Below are 21942 nucleotides of genomic sequence, written 5' to 3' on the forward strand. Positions count from 1 at the left end.
GGATTCGTGCTGAGACCTGTTTTCTGCCTTCTTGCTACCGGTGCCGTGATGTATACGCTTCCGTTCCGGACTGCCGTTTCCTGCGATGCCGATGGAGCTGTCATTAAGGATTAGTGTAATAAAGTAGCAATATTATGGACGGTAGTAGTCCATGATACTAGTAACACAAGCTGTTGGATATTCGTTAGTTGAATAGATGACAGCTGGTCGGCTCCATGAATCATCTCGAATTGAGGGTGGCGGTCTGGCGGTGGTTCCGCCAGGGGTTCCGGAGACTCTCCGCGGCATGGCGAGAGTTGATGCCGCTCCCCCCGCTTCTGTAAGGCGGTCGGATGCATGCCGGGACGGTCGCGGGGCCCAAGTCCTCTCCCGAGTGGTTTGGATTCGATTGCGCGTCCAGTCGAGACGAACGGCGCCGCACACCTGCTTGTGTCGGGTGTCGCTACCCCGAAAGTCAAGTCGCGGGTCGGCCTGCTTCGAATATGGTCGCATCCACCGCCCAGCGAATCTCGGACTCGGGCATCGTCGCAATTATTCGGGCACAGACCCCGAGACGGCGGTTGAGACGGTCGACGCACTCCGCCGCGGCGGCGTCTCGACGGTCGAGATAACGGCGAACACCGACGGCGTTCTCGACATGATTCGAGACGTGTCGGCGTCGTTCGCGGCCGACGAGGTCTCCGTCGGCGCGGGGACCGTCCTCGGCGCGGAGTTCATCGTCACGCCCTCGTTCGACGAGGGCGTCGTCGAGACCGCAAACCGCTACGGCGCGCCTTCGCTCGTGGGTATCACCACGCCGACAGAGGCCGTGAACGCCTTCCATGCTGGTGCAGACATGGTGAAGGTCTTCCCGGGGGGTACGCTCGGACCGGGGTTCGTCTCGGCGCTCGGCGGTCCCCTCGGCCACATTCCGTCCGTTCCGACCGGCGGGGTCGGACTGGACAACGTCGATGAGTTCTTCGAGGCGGGCGCGACGGCCGTCGGCGTCGGGAGTGCCATCGTCGACGCCGACGCCATCGCTCGCGGCGAGTTCGACACTGCCGAAGCGAACGCCCGCGCGTTCAGAACGGCCGCCGAGGCCGCACGGACCGAGTGACTTCGGCCGGCGTCGAGGTGCAGTCGACCGCCCGTGTCCGCGGTCGATACGCACTATATCTGAATAACTCAAGAGTTCCAAACTATCTGAATTATTTAAATAATACATTTGGTGCCATTGGGAATCGCTCTCGTCGGTATCGACGCCGTGTACTCCCCAAGCACGACTACCCCGAATCCGCGGCACTGACGGAGCCCTGACGCCAACCACATCCGATGGCCACGACAGCCCTCGTACGTACCGGTCTCCGAGATTATTTGTATCTGGACCAAGATGTGGGCGACGTGAGCCGTCTGCGTCAGCGTAGAGTGTTAGTCGACCCCGTCCGGGCTACGAACTGACTCGCTTGGGCGGCCCAATCATGTCGTTGACAGGCGTTCGCGAACGCGTCGTCAGCTGTCTCCTGGCGCTCACCATCTCCGCCCGCTCGTCGGCGTCGTACTCCCGGCACGCTCGGTAGGCGAGGTGCAACTCGGGATGGCGTCGGATATCGGACTCCGTCACGATCCGGTTCGACTCGCGCATGTGTGTCTCGTGGTCGAAGTCATCGAAATGCGTCGTCATAGTCGTCTACGACTTCTCACGAGTCCGGGTTAAATCGGACGACATTCGGACAATGTGGATAATTTGGATTATCTAAGAAGCGTGGGTTTAGTAGATTTCTTCGATTGCTCGGGGTATCTGATTTCTCTGGAGAATCGACAGTCGTTGGATTCCTCGACTATGAGCAGTCTTTGAGTTACCCACTTACTTGCGATAATCTGAATAATCTACGACATCCAGATGTGACGCGTTATTCGAGTTCCGTGGGTCTCGTGACTGGTCATCGCTACAGGATCCACCTGCCAAATCCAAGCAATCTAGATAATGTAGCTTGCCCAGATGGTGCTCATAATCCATCCCGGGCAGATTCTTCGGCGACGATGGACGAGTTACGCAACCCCGACGAGCGACAGTATCTGGATAATTCGAATACTCTGGAAAACTGAGCGATTCACCGCGATTCGACGCGACTGAACCGACCGGTGCTTTTGATAATCTCTATTTTTCAAATAATGTGGATTACTTGAAGTGTGTGGATAGTGTGCCTCTCCCGAGCCACGTTCCCGCTCAACGACAGGCACCGTATCCACAGTATCGACACTACTGAGATACTATAGAACACTCGGATAATCCGAATAATTAGACAATCCGGGCAATTCGAATAATCTAGGTTATCGGAGCTACCCAAAGAATGTCTCGCCCCACCATACCACGCACTACCAAAACGTCGCCAGCGTTGAGCCGAGTTCTCCGGCCAAAGAGGATGTGACTTGAGCCGGTACGTCAGTTCTCCGGCGTGGGGAGTCTGACTTCGACCGTCGACCCGCCTTCGGCGCGGTCCTCGATGGAGACTTCGCCGTCGAACTGCGTGACGAACCAGTGGACGGTCCACAGCCCCATCCCGCTCCCGTGTGCCAGCGGGGTCTCTTTCCCGCGTTTCAGAATCTCGCGTTCGGTTCGCGGGATGCCGGGGCCGTTGTCCTCGACTGTGATGGCGACCCGCTCGCCGGAGAGGCGACGCGACGAGACAGCGACGATAGGACAGTCCTCGTCGTTGTGGACGATGGCGTTCTGTACGAGTTCGTCGAGCGCGAGGAACAGCGAGTGTTCGCCCGCGAGTACGGTCTGTTCGCCCGGTTCGAGTCGAATCTCTACCTCGGGGTATTTCTGCTCGTAGGTCTGTTTGAGGTCGGTGAACACGTCGTCGACGCGAACCGGGCGTCTGTCGGCGCCCTCCTTGACGACGCTCTCGAACCGACGAGCCTTCTCGCCGGTCGACATGAGCCCGTCGGCGTTCTCGATGATTCGGTTCGTCTTCGACACCATCGCCTCCGCCGAGAACCGGCTCGCCGCGTCGACCAACTTGTCGAGCGTCCGCAGTTCCGCGTCGATACCCCTTGTCGTCTCGCTGATGTTCTCCAGCGTCTCGTGTAACCGTTCGTGGTCACCGTCGCCCAGCGCCGGGATATCGACCCCGTCGAGGTCCCGACGAAGCTCCCGCGCGTAGCCGCTGACGATGTTGAGGTTGTTCCGGAGGTTGTGACGAAGCACGCGGTTCAGCACCATGAGCCGCTCTTCGCGCTCCTTCCTGTCCGAGATATCGCGCACCGCGCCGCGGACGTTCGTCCGGTTGCCCGTCGGCTCGCCGCGGACTTGGACCCACCGCGTTCGCCCCGTCGCCGTTATCACTCGCATCTCGATGTCGAACGGCTCGCCGTCGGTTCGCGCGCCCTCGATAGCCTCGTCGATAATCGCGCGGTCGTCCTCGTGAAAGTGGTCTCTGAGTTCGTCGAGCGTCAGTTCCGCGTCGGGCGGAATATCCGCCAGCCGTTTGGTTCCATCGGTCAGCTGGAGGTCTCCGGTCTCGTAGTCGACCTCCCACCCGCCGATATCGGCCAGTTGCTCGGTGCGTTCGAGTCGGTCTCGGCTTCGTTCCAGCTCTTGTCGGTACTCGTAGGTCTCCGTGACGTCCCGGACGATTTTCGTGAAGCCCTTGAGTTCACCGGCGTCGTCGTTCAGCGCGCGGACGGTCACGTGCACGAGGATGTGCGACCCGTCTTTCCGGACGCGCCACCCTTTCTCCTCGTAACTCCCCTCGGATTCGGCGATTGAGAGCACCGCCTCGGGGGACGTACCGTCGCCGTCGTCTGGGTAGAACACGGATAGATGGCGACCGATAATCTCGTCGTGCTCGTAACCTTTGATGCGTCTCGCACCCTCGTTCCACGTCGCCACGAGCCCGTCCGCGTCGAGGAGAAATATCGCGTACTCGGTGACTTCCTGAAAGAACTCCCGAAGAATGAGGTCGGCTTCGACGTGTTCGAACAACTCCATCCGCTCGCTGGACATTATTGGTTGAATACCATCCCCACGCGCATAAACTCCCCGGCGGTTCGAGGCGTGTACGGGTGGAAGCGTCGTCGACCAGTCGTCGAGTCACCCGTCAGCGATTCGAGAAACGAGCGTCGTCTCGGCGACGAACGCCAGATACCCCGAAATCGCGAGCGACCCGACGATGGGAACGGCGGGCACGACGACCGACGAGCCGACGAACACCGAGACGCCGACGAGGGCGAGCGCGAGCGTCACAAGTCCAACCGCGAGCGCCAACACCAGCGCGGACACCAGTAGCAACACGAGGAACTCCCGAGCTCGGCGCCGGAACGGTCGGTATCGGTGGAGGCGTAGCCGACCGCGGCACCGACAGACGCGGCCGCGACGATACCCGTCCCGCCGCCAAGGCGATAGCTGGTCTGCGTCGCCACGGTGTACCACGAGTAAACAACGAACCCGAGAACCGCGAGCAACACGCCGGTACAGCCGCCCGCGGCCCCGCCGATGAGTCGGTCCGAAGGAACCGACCCAACGTGTCGAGGACGAACGCCTGAACGAGACCCCACTGGAGGGCGCAGACCCACGCTCGCGTTCGCGTCGAGGGAGTCGTGGAGGCCGACATATCCGACCGGTCTCGGGCGTTGAGGGCGTAGCTGTCGGTTCGGTGGGCGCCCGGAACGACCGGCGTCCAGAAGTATTTAGCCGTCGGCTCCCAGACACGCAGTCGAACTCCCTGTCAGGGTGTACACAGCATGACTCGCCCTCCACTCCGACTCAACCGACGCACGCTCGCCGCGTTCGTGCTCGTCGCCGTCGCGCTCTCCGCGGTCCTCTGGACGACGGGGGGCGCGATAGGCGACGCGATCCCCGCGGTCGACGCGAACGTGACTGAGCGCTACCGCGGCATCGACACGCTCACCGGGAGGCAGACGGTCGAGATTCGAACCAACGACACCGTCAGGTCTCGGACAGTCGCCGACGTGACGCTCGTCCCGGAGACGGAACGGAAGCGCGTGAACTTCCGAAACGCGGTGAACCGACAGTACGACCGGCAGGTCTCGAACGGGTCGACGCTCTGGCTTCACGACACAGACGGAGGTGAGGTGACCGCCATCGACCTGACGGGGCCGCCGACCGAGTCGCGGACGGCCGAACGGCTCCAACTGCTCGTCGCGGCCGCGGGGCTGACCGACGGCGACGGTCGCCCGCAGTCCATCGGCGTGTCGCCGCTTCCCGTCGTGCCGCGACACGCCGGTGTCGCGCCGGGTGCCGCCCCCGGAGCCGACGCGAACCGTAGCTACGCGGTCGAGTTCGTCGAGACAGACACCGTCGGCGGGCGCGAGGCGTACGTCCTCGACATCGCCCCCGAGGCGAACCGGAGCGAGGCGGGCTACCGCCAGCGGCTGTGGCTCGACGCAGAGCGGTTCTACCCGCTCCGCAAACAGACGGCGTGGACGGCCGACGGGACCCGGCGGTCGGTGACGACGACGTACACGAACGTGACGTTCGACGCGGCCGTGTCGGCGGACGCGTTCCGCCCGGAAATCGGTGCGAACACGACCGTCGAGCGACCGAACACGCCGAACACGGAGTGGTTCCGGAGCAGGGCCGACTTGGAAGCGCGGAGCTCGATTTCGGTCCCCGAGCCGACGGTTCCGCCCGCGTACGAACTGGTCTACGCCACGCGGACCACCGGCCGCATCGACGGGGTCGGCCTCCGCTACGCCGCCGGCGGCCGCGAGCTCACGATGGCGAAGTTCAACTACACCCTCGACATCGACGCCGACGAGCGCGACGCGACGGTGGGTGGTCAGCCGGCGACTATCGACTACGGGCCGACCACCTCGGTGTCGTGGAACTGCGACGGCTACGGCCACACCGTCCGCGGGACCGGCGTCGAGACGGACCGCCTCGTCGAAGTCGGCCGCTCTGTCGGCTGTTCGGCCTGAAAACCTGCGAGTTTCTGGGTCAGAAACTGGCCCCCGTTTTATATACTGTCCCGGCGCGTCGGTCGAACTGCGATGGGCCCCGCCGCACTGACATCGGACTGCCCTCCCGAGCAGTACCGTACTGTGCCCTCTGACAGCACTTCGGCACCCATCGCGGCCATCGCTGACGCGACAGCCCCTCCACAGCATCGCCGTAGGCTCCCGCGGTATCGTCGCACTACCCCGAACCACCGTGCTATCTCGACACCCCCACCGAACCCCCGTCCCGAGTCGGTCGCCGCGACCAGCGGGGGTGGAAACCCGTGGGCCTATTAATCCGCCGAGCAGTCATCCGACCACCGTGAGTGAGGATCCGGCGCTGGGTGACGTTCTCGACCTCCTCAGCGACGAGTACGCCCGCGACATCCTCGAAGCGACGAGTACCAGACCAATGTCCGCACAAGAGCTTGCCGACGAGTGTGAGATGTCCAAACCGACGGTCTACCGCCGGGTGGAACGATTACAGGCGTACGGACTCCTCGACGAACAGACCGAGATTCGAACCAGTAACAATCACTACAGCGTCTACACCGCCACGCTCGCCGAGTTCTCCGTCGCACTGGACGACGGGTCGTTCGAGTCGTCCCTGACGCGCACCGACGACGAGTCGTTCCCCGGCGAGGGGGAACCCGACACCGCCGACCGCTTCAAACGGATGTGGGAGGACCTCTGAGATGGCGACCCTGTCGGCCGTCCTCGACTGGCTCATCGTCGCGCTCGCCCTCGGCTCGACGCTCGTCGGGAGCTACGTCGGCTATCAGGCCTATCGCGGCTACCGCCGTCACGACAGCCGGGCGATGCGGGCGCTCTCCGCGGGCCTGTTCCTGCTCACGGCCGTCGCGTTCGGCGTCGCCTTCGTCGGGTCGGTGCTCCTGCGCGAGGGCTACATCGGCCTCCAGTACCAACAGCCGCTCACGCTCGTCACGCGGCTGTTTCAGTTCTGTGGCGTCGTGCTCATCGCCTACTCGTTACATTCGCGAGGGTAGTCCGTCCGCGGGCCGTCGCGGGCGGTCCCATCGGGCACTCCCTCCTCACGTTTGCTCGCTCTCCTCGAATTCGCTCACACGCATTCACCAAATCGACAGTCCCGACTCTCGCCTCACGGGTGCGCGAGCTTCCAGAACCCCTTGGGGACGATGGCGAAAACCGGGAACAGGAACAGCGCGAGAAGCCAACTCGTGGAGGGCCCGAGCGGAGTGAAAACCACGGTGACGACGCCGACCGCGGTGAGGACGACCGAAGCGATGGCGGCCCCGACGAACCGGCGGTCGAGCGGCGGGAGGTCGGTTGAGCCGATCGGGAGGTCGAACGAGTCGACGAACGCCTCGGCGTCCGCGACAGGTCCGAGCGTGTGTTCCGTCTCGTCGTCGCCCCAGCCGACCGTCGCCGCGATGGTCCGCGTTCCGAGGTAGCGGTCGGTGGGCCGAGTCGCCACGACTTCGGCGTCGCGCAGGTCGCCGACCGCCGCCGCCCACTGCGACTCGTTCGTCAGGCGGTCGTGAACGACGAGGCGGTCGCCGAAACGTCGGTAGGTCAGCCACCCGCTCGCGAGCACGCTCTCGACGATATCGCCGGCGAGCATGAACGCGAGGAGGCAGAGCCCGAAGAGACCGAACCCGACCCAGACCGCGAGCGAGGGGGTCCCCTCGACGACGAACGCGGTCCCGCCGATCCAGACCATCGCGGCCATGGTGACGTAGAACGGTCCCGTCGTGGTGGCTGTGCGCCAGACCGCGGCCGCGACCACCGCGCGACGGTCCGCGTCGATTGCGACCGAGGGTCGGCCGTCGGGAACGTCGATTTCGCCGCGGGTCGCGTCGCTGTCGGGGCCGGAGAGCCAACTCGTAAGCCGGCCGCCGCCGCCCTGCTCTGCGCGGAAGCCGGACCACTCGAAGAGCAGTTTCACGAACACGAACCCCGCGAGCGCGACCGTCGCGCCGCCGAGGACGACGACGAACAGGAAACACGCGAGAAACATCGCTTGCCGGGCGGGAATCTCGACGAGGGCGTACGGCGAGCGCTCGGCGTATCGGTCGCGCCGGAGGAACTCGGCGGCGGTCTCGCCGACCTGCCCGACGACGAGCGCGGCGACGCTGACGACCGCCTCCGGCCGGGCGAGCACGTCGAGCACCGAGACGACCTCCGAGAGCGGCGCGAGGAGGAAGACGCCGACCCACGCGCCGCCGCCGACGACGGCGGTCGCAAACGGGACGTTTCGCGGGTACACCGGCGGGAGTCGGTCGTGGATACTGACGCTTCCGCGCTTGTCGACGAGGTCGTTGTCGGACAGGCTGAAGACGCCGTCCTCGCGGGACGAGGTCGGCGGCCGGCCGGCGAACAGCGCCTTCACGCCCGAAAGCGGGAACAAAAACAGCAGTTCGAGGACGTAGACCGCGAGGAGCGTCCCCGGGTTCCAGCCGAACCACAGCACGCCGGCGAGCGGGAGGAGGTTCGCCGAGAGCACCGGGAGGAACCCGATGCCGGCGGGTAGAGACGAAGTCGGGACGTCGCCGTACCGTGGAGGGGCCATCGGACTGGTCGTTTCGCTCATCCAGTCATATATCTGATGAAACCCGCTCTCGAAGCGTCTCGGCGGCACGCGACTACTCGGGGAGCGACTCGTAGTCGGCGACCGCGAGCGCCTGTCCGAAGAACATCAGTCCGATTCCGGTGATGCCGGCCGGGACCGAGAGGGAGAGCAGCAGCGAGAAACTGAGCGCGCCGATGCCGCCCCCGAGCGCACCCCGCTTTCGGTCGCTCCAGCGGTTGTCTCCGAAGCGGAAGAGTCGCACCCACCCGTCGCGGTGGCGGAGGACGAGCGCGGTCGTCGCCGCGTACAGCGGAGCGATTGCCACGGGAAGCAATCCCGGCGCGTCGGCGGCCGAGACGGCCACACCGGCGACGACGAGACCGACGACGAGGGAGGCGAGGTATCGAATGGAGGGACGCATACGTTCTATATAATTTGTTGACATCATCAACCTTGTTTACCGGTCGCGGGAAGTCGGCTCCAACCGCCCGACGCGAGCCAGACCACCTAACTATCTCGAGTCGGAACGCCTCGCCGTCTGCAATGCAGTTCACCCCCAGGGAGAAGCGGCGGGCGAAGGTGGCGGTGTTGATGGCGGTCAACGCCGTCCCGCTCGTCGGCGTGCTCGCGCTCGACTGGTCGCTCGTGGCGCTGTTGGCGGTCTACTGGGTCGAACTCGGCGCGTGTCTCGTCGGTGCCGCGGTGAAGGCGCTGTTCGCGGAGGGCAGACCGACCTACGACGCGAACGGCTTTTCGTGGCTCGTGTTCGGTGCCCTGTCGGAAAAGCGCGGGCGCGTCGGACTGCCCGTCCTGCCGCTGTCGATTCAGGTCGCGAACCTCCCGGCCATCCTGATGGCCCTCGCCATCGGAAGCGTGGGTTGGGTCCTCTTCGGTGCAATCGGGGTCGGCGGCGTCGGCGAGACAACGGGCGCGACGCTCACCGACGCCGAGTCGCTCTCCGTCGGCTTGGGCGTGCTCGCCGTCGTCGTCGGCCGGGCCGTGGACGTGGGCCGCTACCTCCTCGGCGGGACCTACGCGTCGGTCCCGCCACAGCAACCGCTTCAGTCGGCGCTCGTGTCGATGGCGGGAACCGGCTCGGCGCTCCTCATCGGCGGGGGATTCGTCATCGCGGGTGCCCCGCCGCCGTTCGTGCTGGCGTTCGTCCTCGCGGTGAAACTGCTCGCCGACATCGTCGACGTCTACCGCGACCGACTGGAAGCGTACGACGAGCGCACGTCGGTCGACCTCGGATTCGCTCCTGACACCCCCGAGTGGGAGCGAATCGAGAGTTCGCGGGACGGGGCCGAAGTCGTCCGCCCGAAGCCGTCGGCGGTCGTCGTGGGCGGGGTCGTCCGCGGGCTCCGGTCCCCGCTCGCGCTCCTGTTGGTGACCGGGTTGACGTTAGTTGGCCTGCTCAGCACCGCGACGACCGACGGGGTCGCGGTCGAACTGCTCGGGGGAGCCGTGATAGTCGCCGGGGTGTTCACCGCGCTGGGCGTCTTCGACCGGTCGTTCCGGTATCTGGCGATGGAGTACCGCGTCTGCGACGGGGCGTCCGGAGACGGGCGGCTCGTCGGCTACGACCGGCTGTTCGGGCCGCAATGGCGGCTCGCTCCCGAGTCGCGGACCGAACTAAAGCGCGTCCGGAGCGCCACCGACCGACTGTTCGGAAGCGAGACGCTCCGACTCGAACGCGATGACCGCGTCTATCGCCTTCCGCATCTCCCGCCGGACGCCGTCGAAGCCGGCGGTCGGTCGGCGGTCGCGGGCGGTCCCGCAAGCGCGTGAGTCGATTCCAGTTGACTCATCGGCGACCCACCCGCGACCCACCAGCGAATCACCAGCGGACGAACGGGAGGTCGGGCGCGTCGAGCGCGACGAACTCCGAGACGAACTCGTTCGCCGGCGACTCGTATATCTCTCGGGGCGTGCCGACCTGCTCGACGCGACCCTCGTTCAGCACGGCGACGCGGTCGCACATCACCATCGCCTCCTCCTGGTCGTGGGTGACGTAGAGGCCGGTGACGTCCAACTCCGCCAGTAGCGCGCCGATTTCCGTCCGCAGGCGCGCCTTCAGTTGGGCGTCGAGCCCCGTCATCGGCTCGTCCAACAGGAGGACGTTCGGCTCGATGGCGAGCGCGCGCGCCAGCCCGACGCGCTGTTGTTGGCCGCCGGAGAGGGTCGTCGGGTCGCGGTCGCCCATCTCGCCGATATCGAGCATTTCGAGCAGTTCCTCGGCCCGTGTCCGTCGCTCGCGCTTTCCGACGCCCCGCATCTTCAGCCCGAACGCGACGTTCTCGGTGACCGTCATGTTGTCAAATAGGGCGTACTCCTGGAAGACCAATCCGACGTTTCGGTTCTCCGGGGGGACGTTCGTCACGTCCTCGCCGTCGAACCTCACCGTTCCGTCGGTCGGCGTCTCGAAGCCGGCGACGGTTCGTAACGTCGTCGTCTTCCCGCACCCCGAGGGGCCGAGCACGCCCAGAATCTCGCCGTCCGAGACGGTGAGCGAAACGCCGTCCAGTGCCGTCGTGTCGTCGTAGTCTTTCCGAACCGCGTCTAGTGTCACGTCTGCCATTAGCTACCTCTGGTGTCGAATCCGCGGCGACCGACCCGCTGTAGGAGGAGGGTGACCGCGACGATGATGAAAAAGAACATCGACACGGCGGCCGCCGCCTTGGTGAACGAGCTGTTCGAGATGTGTCGCTGCAAGAAGAGCGCGAGCGGCTGAGTGCCTTTCGCCCAGACGATGTACGAGAAGTTGAACTCCGCGGCCGCGAGCGCCCAGCAGATGATGGCCCCCGAGACGATGCCCGAGCGGGCGTTCGGGACGATGACCGTCAGGAACGTCCGCGGCCACGACGCGCCCAGCGAGCGGGCGGACTCTTCCAGTTGTCGGAGCGGCATCGACTCGAACTCGCTTTGCACGGCCATCACCATGAACGGCGCTTTCAACAGCGAGTAGCCAACGATGAGCCCGAAGCTCGTCGCCGAGAGGTCCGGGTACGCTCGAAGGAACGCGACGCCCAAGATGACGCCCGGAACGAGCGGGAGCACCGAGACGGCGTTGACCCACTCTTTGCCCGGGAACTCGTAGCGGGAGACCGCGTACGCGATGGGAACGCCGACGACGAGGTTGATGAGGACGCCGCCGAGCGCCAGCCCGATGCTGAACGCCAACTCCGCCGGGACCAACACCGAAAGCGTCTCGCCGCCGAGCGGGAGGCTGAACAGGGGGTCCCACCCCATACTGCGCTGTGAGCCAATCGTATCAGCGAGCCCCAGCACCGCCCGCCAGTTCTCGAAGGTGACGAACCCCGATGGGAGGACACCGGTCCAACTCGTAGCGAACGAGGCGACGACGGTGAGGACGATGGGTGCGATGAGGAACGTGACCGTCGCGAACAGGGTCAGCGTCACGACAGACCGCCCGAACCGACGCGAGCGGGACGGCGTCATATGCCGACCTCCGCGCTGGTGTACCGGAGTCCGAGGACGGTGAACAGGAAGGTGAACGCGAAGTAGACGGTCGCCATCGCGCCGGCGACCTGCACGTCGTAGCCGACGCCGAGTTCCCGCGAGAGCTGGAGCGTCCAGACGACGAGCGTCTGGATGACGACGAGCGTCCCGAAAATCGCCAGCCCCGTCCGGAACGTGAGAATCAGCGCGCCGGTGATGCCCGGTCGAATCTGCGGGAGCGTGACGTGCCGGAACGTCTCGAACGGCGTCGCGCCGAGGGCTTGGGCGGCCTCCTCGGCGGCCGAGTCGACCTCGGCGTACGTCCCGCGGAGGATGAGCGTCGCGCGCGGCACCATCGAGTACACGAAGGCGACGAACAGCCCCGGGACGCTGACCGCAAAGGCGAGGTCGGTGGGCCGGCTCCCGGTGAGGGCGGCCGCGACCGCGGTGACGACGCCGTTGTTCCCGAACAGCACCAGAATCATGAACGCGGCGACGATGCCGGGGAGGCTGATGGGAAACGAGACGAGCGTGACGAGGAGGTCCTCGCCGGGGAGGTCGTACTTCTCGAGTGCGTGCGCGATGGGGACGGCGAGTCCGACCGAGACGAGCGTCGTCCCGGTGGTCAGCCACAGGGAGTCGAACGCCACCCGGCGGTAGTAGGGGTCCCCGAACAGCGTCGCGTAGGCGTCGAGCGAGAACCCGACCGACTCGTACTGGGCCGTCGAGACGCTGATGCGAACGACCTCGGAGAGGGGGTACAGGCCCGCGACGAGCAACAGCACCGAAAACGGCGCGCACAGCGCGACGATGCGGCGGTACTCGCGCTCTCGCTCGGTGACGGGGTTCGCGACGGTTTCGAACGCGCCGACCGCCCGCGCCGTGAGCGCCCGGAGCGAGAGCGGACTGTTCTCGGCGTGTCGGTCGGACATCCTCAGATGTTCGCGCCGCGCGTTATCTCTCGGATGATGTCCTCCTGCCGGTCGACCAACTGACCGTAGTCGACTTGGAACTCCGTCCGGTCGTACTCGGTAGGGTCGATGAACTCGTCGGGAAGCTCCAGCTCCGAGGAGCGAATCGGCCTGACGTAGGCGTCGAGGAACTGCTGTTGGCCCTCCAGCGAGAGGACGTAGTCCATGAACAGCTTGCCCGCCGCCGGATTCGGCGCGCCCTCCAAGAGCGCGTAGCCGTACGGCATGTTGAGCGCTCCCTTATTGCCGTTTTCGCCGCCCAAGAGCGCGACGCCGACGTTCTCCTCTGCGACCTCGTCGTTGTTGTACTTGAGGTCGAGCCCGGAGTAGTCGTACCGGACGAACGTCGCGTACTCCCCGCGGGAGAACTGCGCGAGGAAGTTGTCGGTGAACTCCGCGCCGCCCTCCTGAATCCGCTCGTAGTAGTCGATGACGGGCTGAAGGTCGTCCATACTACCGCCGCGGGCGTTGTTGACCGACAGCGCCGCCGCGAGTCCGACCGCCGCCTGCGGGGTCTGGAGTGCGAGGTCCTGCATGATTTCGGGCTGGAGCAGGTCCTCCCACGTGGTCGGCTCGTCGAGGCCGCGTTCCTCGTAGATGTCCTTCCGGTAGGTCACGGCCGTCGTCACCCGGCGAGTCGCCGTGACGTGCCCGTCGTCGGTCTTGAGCGTGTCCGGCACTTTGTCCCACCCCTGCGGCTTGTACGCCTGTGTAAAGCCCTCGTTCCGGGCGACGATGCCGTAGGTATACCCGCCGTTGTACCCGGAGTGGGTCATGTTGTTCGAGTGCGAGCGCATGTGCTGGAGCGCCTCGCCCGACGAGCGGTCGTCGTCGTGGACCGCCACGCCGTAGGAATCCTCGAACGACTGCATCAGCGACGGCCAGTTCATCCACCCGGACTGCACGCAGTAGAAGTACAGCGTATCGGGGAACGCGGTGGCCTCGATGTTCGTCTGGAAGTCCTGATACCCGACCTCGTACGTCTCCGCGTCGCCGCCACCGGAACCCGTCGCGTCGGCGTCACTCTCGGAACTACTCGTCGTCAGACAGCCGGCGAGACCCGCCACCGCCGCGGCAGAGCCCCCGATGAAACTTCGCCTTGTTGATACCATCATTCGGGCAACACGACCGGCCGCTAAAGGAAATTGCTATGAGTCTAACGTAGCCGTTTCGACGGCTGAGACTCCAACATAGCGCTACAAAGGGAACAATAGGATACGGAGTCCCGCTAGTTCTTGAACGCGCCGGCGACGAGAAGCGGGAAGACGAGCGTCGCCTCGGCTTCGATTTGCGTGTAGTTCGTGTCGTGGTCCTTGATTTTCCCCCACGACACGGCCTCGTTCGGTGGCGCGCCCGACAGCGAGCCGTCGCCCTCCATCCCCGTCGAGATGTAGACGACGTAGTCCGCGCCGCCGCGGAAGAGGTTCGTCATGATGGCGTGGTGCTTGGGGACGCCCCCGCCGACGGCGATGAGACCGGTTTCGTCGGCGAGCAGCCCGTTCTGGATGAGCGAGTCGTAGTCGTCGAGAATCTCGATGCCGACGTCCTTGTCGTAGCCCTGCCGGTAGTAGTACAGGAAGTTGCCCACCTCGGCGTCGGTGAGCGCCGGGCAGTAGACCGGCACGTCGTTGTCGGCCGCCTGCTTCAACACCGAGTGCTCGTCGTCGAGCGTCTCGCCCAGCTCGCGGGCGAACGCCGTCGGCGTCCGCACCTTCTCTTCGGCGAAGAAGTCCTCGAAGAAGTCATAGAGGTACTGTTCGAGCCAGACGTACCGGTCGGAGGGGACGTAGATGTTGCCGAGGCGGTTGATGCCGCGCTCGCGGAGTTCGCCCTCGTCGGCGTCCCACGAGCCCATCTTGAACGGTTTCGCGGTCTTGATGACGTCCTCGGTCAGCGAGCCGGAGGTGGTGATGAGCACGTCCACGAAGCCCTCGCGGACGAGGTAGGCGATGGCCTCGCGCAGCCCCGACGAGATGATGTTCGAGGTGAACGTCAGGTAGACGGTCGCGTCCGCCTCTTGCATCTCCTCGGCGATGTCGATGGCTTCGGCGAGCTGCGTCGCCTGAAAGCCGGTCGTCGCGTACGCGTCGAGGAACTCGTCGAAATCGAACGCGCCGTCGAAGTCGTAGCCCCGAACGTCGGCCGAATCGATGGCCTCGTCGCTTCCGGGGACGACGTGGTCGTGAGTGTCGTCTTCGGTCATCGGCTACGGGTCGCATCGGCGCGCTTGAATCAGTTCCGTTCGGTTCCGAAAACAGCGGACTGCGTGGGGGTGGACACCAATTCGCTCGGCGACGGTCACCGGTTCGACGACGAGTCGACGCCGCCGTCGGACTCCGGGCGAGTGTACCACCACGCCCACGCGACGAGCACGCCCTGAAGCGGCAGTCGGAGCCACAGCGCGGCGTCGGAGGGCTCCCGAAGTGCCGCCGGAACACCTTCGAGGACGATGTCGCTCGTCGCCATGTAGACGTTCGCGGGGAAGACCGCGACCAGTAGCGCGATGAGTCCCCACGCGGCGATGCGTTGGGTGCGGCGGAAGACGACGCCGACGCCGAGGGCGATTTCGGCGACGCCCGAGATGTACACGAGCGCGAGCGCCGCCGGGAAGACCGGCGGGACGACCTGCGCGTACGCGTTCGGCACGACGAAGTGCATCACTCCCGCGAGGACGTAGAGCGCGCCCATCACGTAGCGGAGCGGCGTCTTGAATCGGCGGAGTCGTTCGGCGGCGAGAGCCATTTCGAATCGACGTTGGACCGGCGGTCAAAGACGCTGTCGGCGTCGGCGACCCGGCGTCGATACCGAACCGGAGACCGAAACCGAAGCTTTCGAAAATCAATAGTCGTATAGTAATAGTGTATGGAATATGAAATATCCGACACTAAACTTGAAGACTGCCGTTGTGAAATTGCGACCCCACTCGAACGTTCTTTCCGACCCGCCGTGACGGACGCGAGACGTTCGTAATCGAACTCGTCCCATTCGTCGTATCCGGTCTTTTCAGCAGTTTCACACGTTTAACCGAGAGAATGTGTGTGACGCTCGCCCCGAAAAACCGCGCTACCGGGTGCGAGTAACCTACCGACGACGCTTGCACTTGAAAACGGATTCTTGAGCCGTAGTTAAGCCGTTTTCCGCGGATACTGTCGAGCGAGCCGAACTCGCAGTCGTGGTGCGAGAACGCAGTCGAAGCGGCTCGGGTATCCCGCGATCGACGGCGCGGTCGGTGCCTGATTTCGAGAGAGAACTCGGTGGGTGGATATATAAAATTTCACACTTGTTTTAGTATAACTTTCTGACTATTCTCTCGTCGAAGGCGATAGTCGAGCGCCCGATAGCCATTGAGCCGAACACGTTTCTACAGATGAATCGAGACGAGTGTCTCGGGGCTTGACCCCGAGGTGGTTCACACGACCGGACGACGCGGTACGCGCGAGTGACGAGTCGTACCGCCGGCGACCTGTCGGCGGGCGAGGATAACTACGGACAGTACGGTTCGATATATATCGCTACTAGCAATTGACTTGTAGGTGTTGTAGAGAACGTGGGCTATGTCCGCAGATGGACGACAGACAGCGGTGTTCGCAGAGACATTGATAGAGGGCTGTGAGAACATCCCGGCAGAACCGGCTCCGGGCGACTACGTCGTGGTCGACGTGACCCACTTCTCGGCGACCGTGGCGGAACTGCTCGCGCTCGGTGCGGAGTACGTCCACGTGACCGACGAGCGCGGCGACGAACCGGCGTATCGGGAGGACCACCCCGAGTGTCTCATCGGCGGCGGCAAGACCGACGACTACGAGCCGAACCCCGGCTACGACTTCTTCAACTCGCCGAGCTACGTCCAGCGACTGGACCTCGACGGGCGGCCGACCGCGATGACCTCCACGAACGGCGGGCGGGCGGTCTCGACGCTCCGCGAGCGCGGGGGTCCCGGTGTCGAGGTGTTCGTCGGCGGCTACACGAACGCCGCGGCGGTCGCGGACCTCTTGGAAGACCGCGGGCGACCGATAACGATCGTCGCCAGCGGGTCGAGCGGTCAGCCGACGCCCGACGACACGCTCGGCGCGGCGCTCATCGACGAGTGCCTCCACGGCGACGGCCTCACCGACCGCGACCGCGAGCGGTATGCGCGCCTCCTCGTGACGGCGAAAGGGCCGCGATACGAACAGAAACACGAGATTCGGCGGCGCGACCTCCACGAGTTCGAGACGGCCATCGACTCTCGCTCGGTCGTGCCCGTCCTCCGCGGCGACCGCCTCGTCCCCGCGAGCCAAGTCGATGTCTGAGGCGACGCCCGTCCAGCGACCGCGGTTCGGCGCGTCGATGGACATCCGCTACGCGGCCGACGTCGCGTCGTTCGCCGAGTTCCTCCGCGGGTTCGACCTGAACCACGTCGAACTCCGCGCGGGCTATCTGGACGTTCGGGCGGACGAGCGAGACGCCGAGCGCCTGCGCGCGGTCGCAGACGAACTCGACGTGAGCTACACGGTCCACGGCCCGCACCTCGACGTCGCGCCCGGTAACGTCAACGAGCACCTTCGAGAGGCCGCGGTCGCGGCGACCGAAGAGGCAATCGAACTCGCCGCGGCAATCGACGCCGGCGGCGTCATCGTCCACGGGGGCTCGGTTCGGACTCGGTACCCCGCACACGTCCGCGAGCACACCCGCGCGCAGGCGGTCCAGACGCTCCGCGAGTGCGCCGAGTTCGCCGCCGAGGCGGGGGTTCCGGTCTGTCTCGAAAACCAGCGCGACAAACCGGGAACGCGTCGGCACACGGCGACGCCGGACCGCCTCGCCTCGTTTCTCGATGACGTCGGCGTCGACGACGAGTTCCTGAAACTGACCCTCGACGTGGGCCACGCGAAGGCGACTGGCGTCGACTACCGGCGGTTCGTCGAGCGATTCGGCGACCGTATTCAGGTCGCACACCTCCACGACAACGACGGCACCGAAGACGCGCACGAACCGCTTCCATCGTTCCGGTCGGTCGCCGCGGACATCGATGCCCCGTACAACGTCTTGGAGATGAAGTCCCGCGCGGACGTCGAGCGTTGCGTCGGCGCGACCGACGCCTGACGGTCGGCGTCGCCGCCACTCGGTTCTTTTTCGACGCGAACAGACACAGCCACTTCGGTAGCATCCGAACCGGCCTGCGAGCGCAGGGACCGAAGGGAGTCCGGGCGGACGATATACTGACGCGATTGCTATGTACTGCCACCGATTACTCCACAGAGTACAGTCCGATATACAGTCGTACGCTGTACTCATACCAACGATTAAACACGTTGCTCGACCACCACCACCCGGATGGTGACAACGTCCAACAACTCGAGTAGTGCGTTCAGTTTCGACCATAGGGACATGATGGCGTTCATCCTCGTCATGTCGCTACACGGTCTGCAAAGCATGATTACGGAACTCCTGCCGGAGTTCTCGATAGGCGGGTTAGGCCTCTCTATCGGACCGTTCTGGTTCGTTGCGATGTCGGTCGTCCTTCTGTTCCGCTCGTTTTGGGCCTGTCTCGCGATTCCGGTCGGCGGCATCGTCTTCGGAGAGATTCTCATCGGTGACTTCAGCGCGCTCGGAGCGGTCGAGGGGCTAATCGTCGTCACGCTGTCGTGGTTCTTCGTGATGTCGCTCATCACGGACCCGAAAGACGTCAAGCAGATCGCGGCGCTGGGCTTCCTCGCGAAGGCGATGGAAGAGACCGCGGCGTGGTTCATCGACGTCGGGAAGTTCTACGTCGGCGTCGAAGAACTCGAAGCGATTTCGTGGCTCCCCGAGACCGTGTGGGCAACCGAGGGAATCGGTGCCCTGCTTCAGATTATCATCGCCGGCGTCGTCTTCGGGGCGATTCCGACGCTGTTTCTCTACCCGCGGCTCCGCGGGAAAATCGAACCGTTGCTCGGTATGAGTCCCGTCGAGGGGCGCGACGGCCCGATGTTCACGCGCACGTCCCTGAAGCGACTGATAGCGTGGGTGGCGCTGATACCCGTCGCGTTCGCGTTCGAGACGCTGAGCGAGACCAGCGGTGGGCTCATCACGTTCACGCCGGAGTTCGTCGAAACGTACGGCCAAGCGTTCCTGTTCGTGCCGATCGCCATCGCGGCGGTCGTCTCGTTCGGGCTCGTCGCCTACCGCCAGCGCAAGGTCGACGGCCTGCAGGACTGAACCCCGCCTCTTTGCTTTTATGAGTCGCAACAACATCGTCGTGGAGAACCTGACGTTTCAGTACCCCGGCGGCGACGAGGCGGTATTGCGCGACGCGAGCGTGACCATCGAGCCGGGCGAGTTCACGGCCGTCGTCGGTGGCAACGGAAGCGGAAAGACGACCCTGTGTAAGACGTTCAACGGGCTCATCCCCCACTTCTTCGAGGGGACGTTCGACGGGCGCGTCACCGTCGCCGGCACCGACACCCGCGAGTCGGACGTCGCCGAACTCTCGAAGACGGTCGGCTACGTCTTCCAGGACTTCGAGAACCAACTCGTTCAGGAGACGGTTCGCGACGACGTGGAGTTCGCACCCCTCAACCACGGGCTCGACGACTACGCCGAGCGGGCGACCCGCGCGCTCGAAACGCTCGGTCTCGACCATCTCGAAGACCGATTCATCTGGGAACTGAGCGGCGGCCAGCAACACCTCGTCGCGCTCGCGGGGGTGCTCGCGATGGACCCCGAGTTCATCTTCGTCGATGAGCCGGCCGCACAGCTCGACCCCCAAAACGCCCGCGAGACGTACGAACAGCTCCGACGACTCAACGAGGAGCGCGACAAGACGATAATCGTCATCGAACACCACTCCGAGTTCATCGCCGACTACTGCGACGAGATGGTGCTCGTCTCCGACGGCGGAGTCGCCTGGAAGGAACCGGTCGAGGTCGGACTCAACAGGCTCGACGACTTACTCGCCCACGACATCCACCCCCCGCAGGTCACGCAAATCGCCGACGGCCTGCCGACCGAGGCGGGAACCCTGCCCAGCGGTCGGTATCCCGTGACCGTCGACGAGGCGGCGACGGCGTTTCAGCCCGCCACGACGCGCGAGTCGCGGGCCGCGGTCGACGGCGGCGCGGTAGCGACACCCGGCGCAGGCACCGACGACGCGCCGACCGGCCGCCAGCAGGACGGGGACGCGCTGGTGACGATGCGCGGTGTCGGCCACGGCTACCCCACGCTTCGAGAGGGGTACAACCGCGTCCTCGATGGGCTGGACCTCGAACTGCACGCGGGCGACCGGGTCGCGCTCGTCGGTGCCAACGGCTCTGGCAAGTCGACGCTGTTGCGGTTGATGACGGGATTGGAGTCCCCGGACGAAGGGAGGGTGACGGTCCTCGGCCGCGACACGAGCGAGACGCTCCCCGAGCAACTGGCCGACGACACCGTCTACATCCACCAGAACCCCGAGGAGATGTTCGTCGAGGACACCGTCCGCAAGGACGTCGCCTACTACCTCGAAAACCGCGACGCCCCGAACGTTGACGAACGCGTCGACGAGATTCTCGCGTATCTGGACCTCGAACACCTCGCCGACCGCGACGGCCGCCTGATGAGCCTCGGCCAACAGCGCCGCGCGTCGCTCGGCATCGGCCTCGCGACCGACCCGACGGTCGTCCTCCTGGACGAACCCACGGGCAGTCTCGACCTCCAGAGCCGTCGCGAAGTGACCGGAATGCTCCGGAAGGCCGAGAGCCGAGTCGAGACCGTCGTCGTCGCCTCGCACGACCTGCAACTGGTCGCGGCGTGGGCCAACCGCGTCCTCGTCATGGGCGAGGGCGAGGTGCTCGCGGACGCCCCGCCCGCGGCGGTGTTTTCCGACCCGGACCTCCTCGCCGAGACCGACCTGCGACGGCCGCAGGTGGTCGAACTGAGCCGGCGACTCGGGCTGGAATCCCCCGCGCTCAGCACCGACGCGATGTGCGAGACGCTGGCTCGTTCGTTCGAGGACGACGCGTTCGCCGACGGCGGTGTCGCCGATGTCGGAGACGTCGGGGGCGACGTTGAGTCGAACGGAGGGACGCGATGAAGTACGTCGACGCGCTCACCGACATCTCGGTCGCCGACATCAAGGTCGATTTGATGCGGACCGCCTACGACAACGAGGACGCGCTGTTGAACAGCTTCGACCCGCGGGTAGTCCTGCTGTGGACCGTGCTGTTCATGATTATCCCGTGGCTGTTCTACGACACGCTTCCGCTGGCCATCCTGCTCGCGGCGGCCTTCGCGCTCGCCGCGCTCTCGCAGGTCAGCAAGTACCTGCTCGCGTTGCTCCTGTTCGGCCAAGTCACCAACGTCGGCTTTTTCGTGGTGTTGGTCCCGATCATCGGCGGGACGATTCGGGCGGTCGGTCACTTGGGCGAGAACGCCGGTCGGGTCGTCGCGGGCGTCATGGCGGGCGACGCGAGCGTGTTCGCCGAAACCGGAAGCATCGTCGCGGCCGCGGTCGGCCGGGGTATTCACACCGCCACGACCAGCCAGGAAGTCGGCATCGACGCCGTCGGGGCGCTCGTCCCGTTCTTCCTCAAGCTCACGATTATCTCGGTCATCAGCCTCGCCGTCTTCTCGGCGATGAGCCCGCAGAAACTCAGCAAGGGGATGTTGCGCTTGGGCGTCCCCCGACAGCTCACGTTCGCAATCGCGTACGGCTACCGGATGATGCCGCTTCTCGTCGAGGAGTACCACGCGCTCATCAACTCCTTCCGCCTTCGAAGTAAGGTCCCCGAAAAACAGGGGCTGTTCAGGTGGCGCTACTTCTACTACCTGCTGACGCTCTCGGTCAAGGCGTTCTACCCGCTGATTTTCAACGTGGCGAAGCGCTCGCGGGTCACCGTCGAGGCGATGGAGACGAAGGGCTTCTCGCGCTCGCTGGGCGACGAACGGAGCCAAGCGCTCCGGACCGAAGGCATGATGATTCGGACCCGAGACGTCACGTTCGTCTTCGGGTCGTTGCTGTTCGTCGCCGCGGTCTGGGTGTTCACCTGACGGGCGCCCCCAACCGCCGGACTATTTTCGACTCTA

19 protein-coding genes and 2 pseudogenes are annotated in these 21942 nt (G+C 65.1%); 10 read left to right on the forward strand and 11 right to left on the reverse strand.

Going from position 1 to position 21942, the window contains the following annotated elements; translation table 11 throughout:
• Nucleotides 1–482: 482 nt before the first annotated feature.
• Nucleotides 483–1096: pseudogene (locus tag IEV64_RS13920) on the forward strand (bifunctional 4-hydroxy-2-oxoglutarate aldolase/2-dehydro-3-deoxy-phosphogluconate aldolase).
• Between the two features lie 411 nt (nt 1097–1507).
• On the opposite strand, the pseudogene IEV64_RS13925 reads toward IEV64_RS13920, so the two are convergent.
• The 3 genes and pseudogenes from IEV64_RS13925 to IEV64_RS13935 all read right to left on the reverse strand — a co-directional run.
• A pseudogene (locus IEV64_RS13925) lies at nt 1508–1660 on the reverse strand (nucleoside deaminase); the annotation flags it as partial.
• Between the two features lie 762 nt (nt 1661–2422).
• Nucleotides 2423–3988 (reverse strand): PAS domain-containing sensor histidine kinase, encoded by a 1566-nt coding sequence (locus IEV64_RS13930; protein ID WP_049920444.1) that lies wholly within the window; start codon nt 3986–3988, stop codon nt 2423–2425.
• Between the two features lie 87 nt (nt 3989–4075).
• Nucleotides 4076–4276 carry a hypothetical protein gene (locus IEV64_RS13935; RefSeq protein ID WP_161618817.1) on the reverse strand — a complete coding sequence of 67 codons (201 nt, stop codon included), beginning with the start codon at nt 4274–4276 and terminating at the stop codon, nt 4076–4078.
• A gap of 449 nt (nt 4277–4725) precedes the next feature.
• On the opposite strand from IEV64_RS13935, the gene IEV64_RS13940 reads away from it, so the two are divergent.
• From IEV64_RS13940 to IEV64_RS13950, 3 genes are all read left to right on the forward strand, one after another.
• Nucleotides 4726–5922: a LolA family protein gene (locus IEV64_RS13940; protein WP_188424149.1), complete on the forward strand. Its 1197-nt coding sequence runs from the start codon at nt 4726–4728 to the stop codon at nt 5920–5922.
• 340 nt (nt 5923–6262) lie between these two features.
• The gene (locus IEV64_RS13945; RefSeq protein WP_007274057.1) at nt 6263–6634 is read left to right on the forward strand and encodes an ArsR/SmtB family transcription factor; all 372 of its coding nucleotides are present in this window, start codon (nt 6263–6265) and stop codon (nt 6632–6634) included.
• 1 nt (nt 6635) lies between these two features.
• Entirely contained in the window at nt 6636–6947 is a 312-nt protein-coding gene (locus IEV64_RS13950; RefSeq protein WP_007274056.1) for a DUF7521 family protein, read from the forward strand.
• Nucleotides 6948–7060: 113 nt separating this feature from the next.
• Here IEV64_RS13950 and IEV64_RS13955 read toward each other — a convergent pair whose 3' ends face one another.
• Nucleotides 7061–8491, reverse strand: coding sequence for a DUF6498-containing protein (locus IEV64_RS13955; protein ID WP_188424150.1), 1431 nt, complete (start codon nt 8489–8491; stop codon nt 7061–7063).
• Nucleotides 8492–8564: 73 nt separating this feature from the next.
• A complete protein-coding gene (locus IEV64_RS13960) occupies nt 8565–8912 on the reverse strand; it encodes a DUF8153 family protein (RefSeq protein ID WP_004971829.1) in 348 nt (115 codons plus the stop codon).
• A 122-nt stretch (nt 8913–9034) separates the two neighbouring features.
• On the opposite strand from IEV64_RS13960, the gene IEV64_RS13965 reads away from it, so the two are divergent.
• Nucleotides 9035–10279: a DUF6498-containing protein gene (locus IEV64_RS13965; protein WP_229722639.1), complete on the forward strand. Its 1245-nt coding sequence runs from the start codon at nt 9035–9037 to the stop codon at nt 10277–10279.
• 49 nt (nt 10280–10328) lie between these two features.
• On the opposite strand, the gene IEV64_RS13970 is transcribed toward IEV64_RS13965, so the two are convergent.
• The 6 genes from IEV64_RS13970 to IEV64_RS13995 all read right to left on the reverse strand — a co-directional run bounded on the left by IEV64_RS13970 (nt 10329) and on the right by IEV64_RS13995 (nt 15663).
• Nucleotides 10329–11069 carry an ABC transporter ATP-binding protein gene (locus IEV64_RS13970; protein ID WP_188424151.1) on the reverse strand — a complete coding sequence of 247 codons (741 nt, stop codon included), beginning with the start codon at nt 11067–11069 and terminating at the stop codon, nt 10329–10331.
• Entirely contained in the window at nt 11069–11950 is an 882-nt protein-coding gene (locus tag IEV64_RS13975) for an ABC transporter permease (protein WP_188424152.1), read from the reverse strand. The genes IEV64_RS13970 and IEV64_RS13975 overlap by 1 nt, the downstream gene beginning before the upstream one ends.
• Nucleotides 11947–12882: an ABC transporter permease gene (locus tag IEV64_RS13980; protein WP_007274051.1), complete on the reverse strand. Its 936-nt coding sequence runs from the start codon at nt 12880–12882 to the stop codon at nt 11947–11949. The genes IEV64_RS13975 and IEV64_RS13980 overlap by 4 nt, the downstream gene beginning before the upstream one ends.
• Before the next feature lie 2 nt (nt 12883–12884).
• The gene (locus IEV64_RS13985; protein WP_007274050.1) at nt 12885–13988 is read right to left on the reverse strand and encodes an extracellular solute-binding protein; all 1104 of its coding nucleotides are present in this window, start codon (nt 13986–13988) and stop codon (nt 12885–12887) included.
• A 161-nt stretch (nt 13989–14149) separates the two neighbouring features.
• Nucleotides 14150–15124: a deoxyhypusine synthase gene (locus tag IEV64_RS13990; protein ID WP_188424153.1), complete on the reverse strand. Its 975-nt coding sequence runs from the start codon at nt 15122–15124 to the stop codon at nt 14150–14152.
• A 95-nt stretch (nt 15125–15219) separates the two neighbouring features.
• Complete coding sequence (locus IEV64_RS13995) at nt 15220–15663, reverse strand: DoxX family protein (RefSeq protein ID WP_007274049.1); 444 nt, start codon at nt 15661–15663, stop codon at nt 15220–15222.
• A gap of 812 nt (nt 15664–16475) precedes the next feature.
• Between IEV64_RS13995 and IEV64_RS14000 the strand changes: the two genes are divergently transcribed.
• From IEV64_RS14000 to IEV64_RS14020, 5 genes are all read left to right on the forward strand, one after another.
• Nucleotides 16476–17213, forward strand: coding sequence for a 2-phosphosulfolactate phosphatase (locus IEV64_RS14000; RefSeq protein WP_049920441.1), 738 nt, complete (start codon nt 16476–16478; stop codon nt 17211–17213).
• A complete protein-coding gene (locus IEV64_RS14005; protein WP_188424154.1) occupies nt 17206–18003 on the forward strand; it encodes a sugar phosphate isomerase/epimerase family protein in 798 nt (265 codons plus the stop codon). Before IEV64_RS14000 ends, IEV64_RS14005 begins: the two co-directional genes overlap by 8 nt.
• Before the next feature lie 231 nt (nt 18004–18234).
• Complete coding sequence (locus IEV64_RS14010) at nt 18235–19098, forward strand: DUF8171 family membrane protein (RefSeq protein ID WP_229722641.1); 864 nt, start codon at nt 18235–18237, stop codon at nt 19096–19098.
• Nucleotides 19099–19117: 19 nt separating this feature from the next.
• Entirely contained in the window at nt 19118–20950 is a 1833-nt protein-coding gene (locus IEV64_RS14015) for an ABC transporter ATP-binding protein (protein ID WP_188424155.1), read from the forward strand.
• Nucleotides 20947–21906 (forward strand): energy-coupling factor transporter transmembrane component T family protein, encoded by a 960-nt coding sequence (locus tag IEV64_RS14020; protein ID WP_188424156.1) that lies wholly within the window; start codon nt 20947–20949, stop codon nt 21904–21906. Before IEV64_RS14015 ends, IEV64_RS14020 begins: the two co-directional genes overlap by 4 nt.
• Nucleotides 21907–21942 lie beyond the last annotated feature (36 nt).

It is taken from the genome of Haloferax sulfurifontis, from assembly GCF_014635105.1.
Classification (GTDB): domain Archaea; phylum Halobacteriota; class Halobacteria; order Halobacteriales; family Haloferacaceae; genus Haloferax; species Haloferax denitrificans.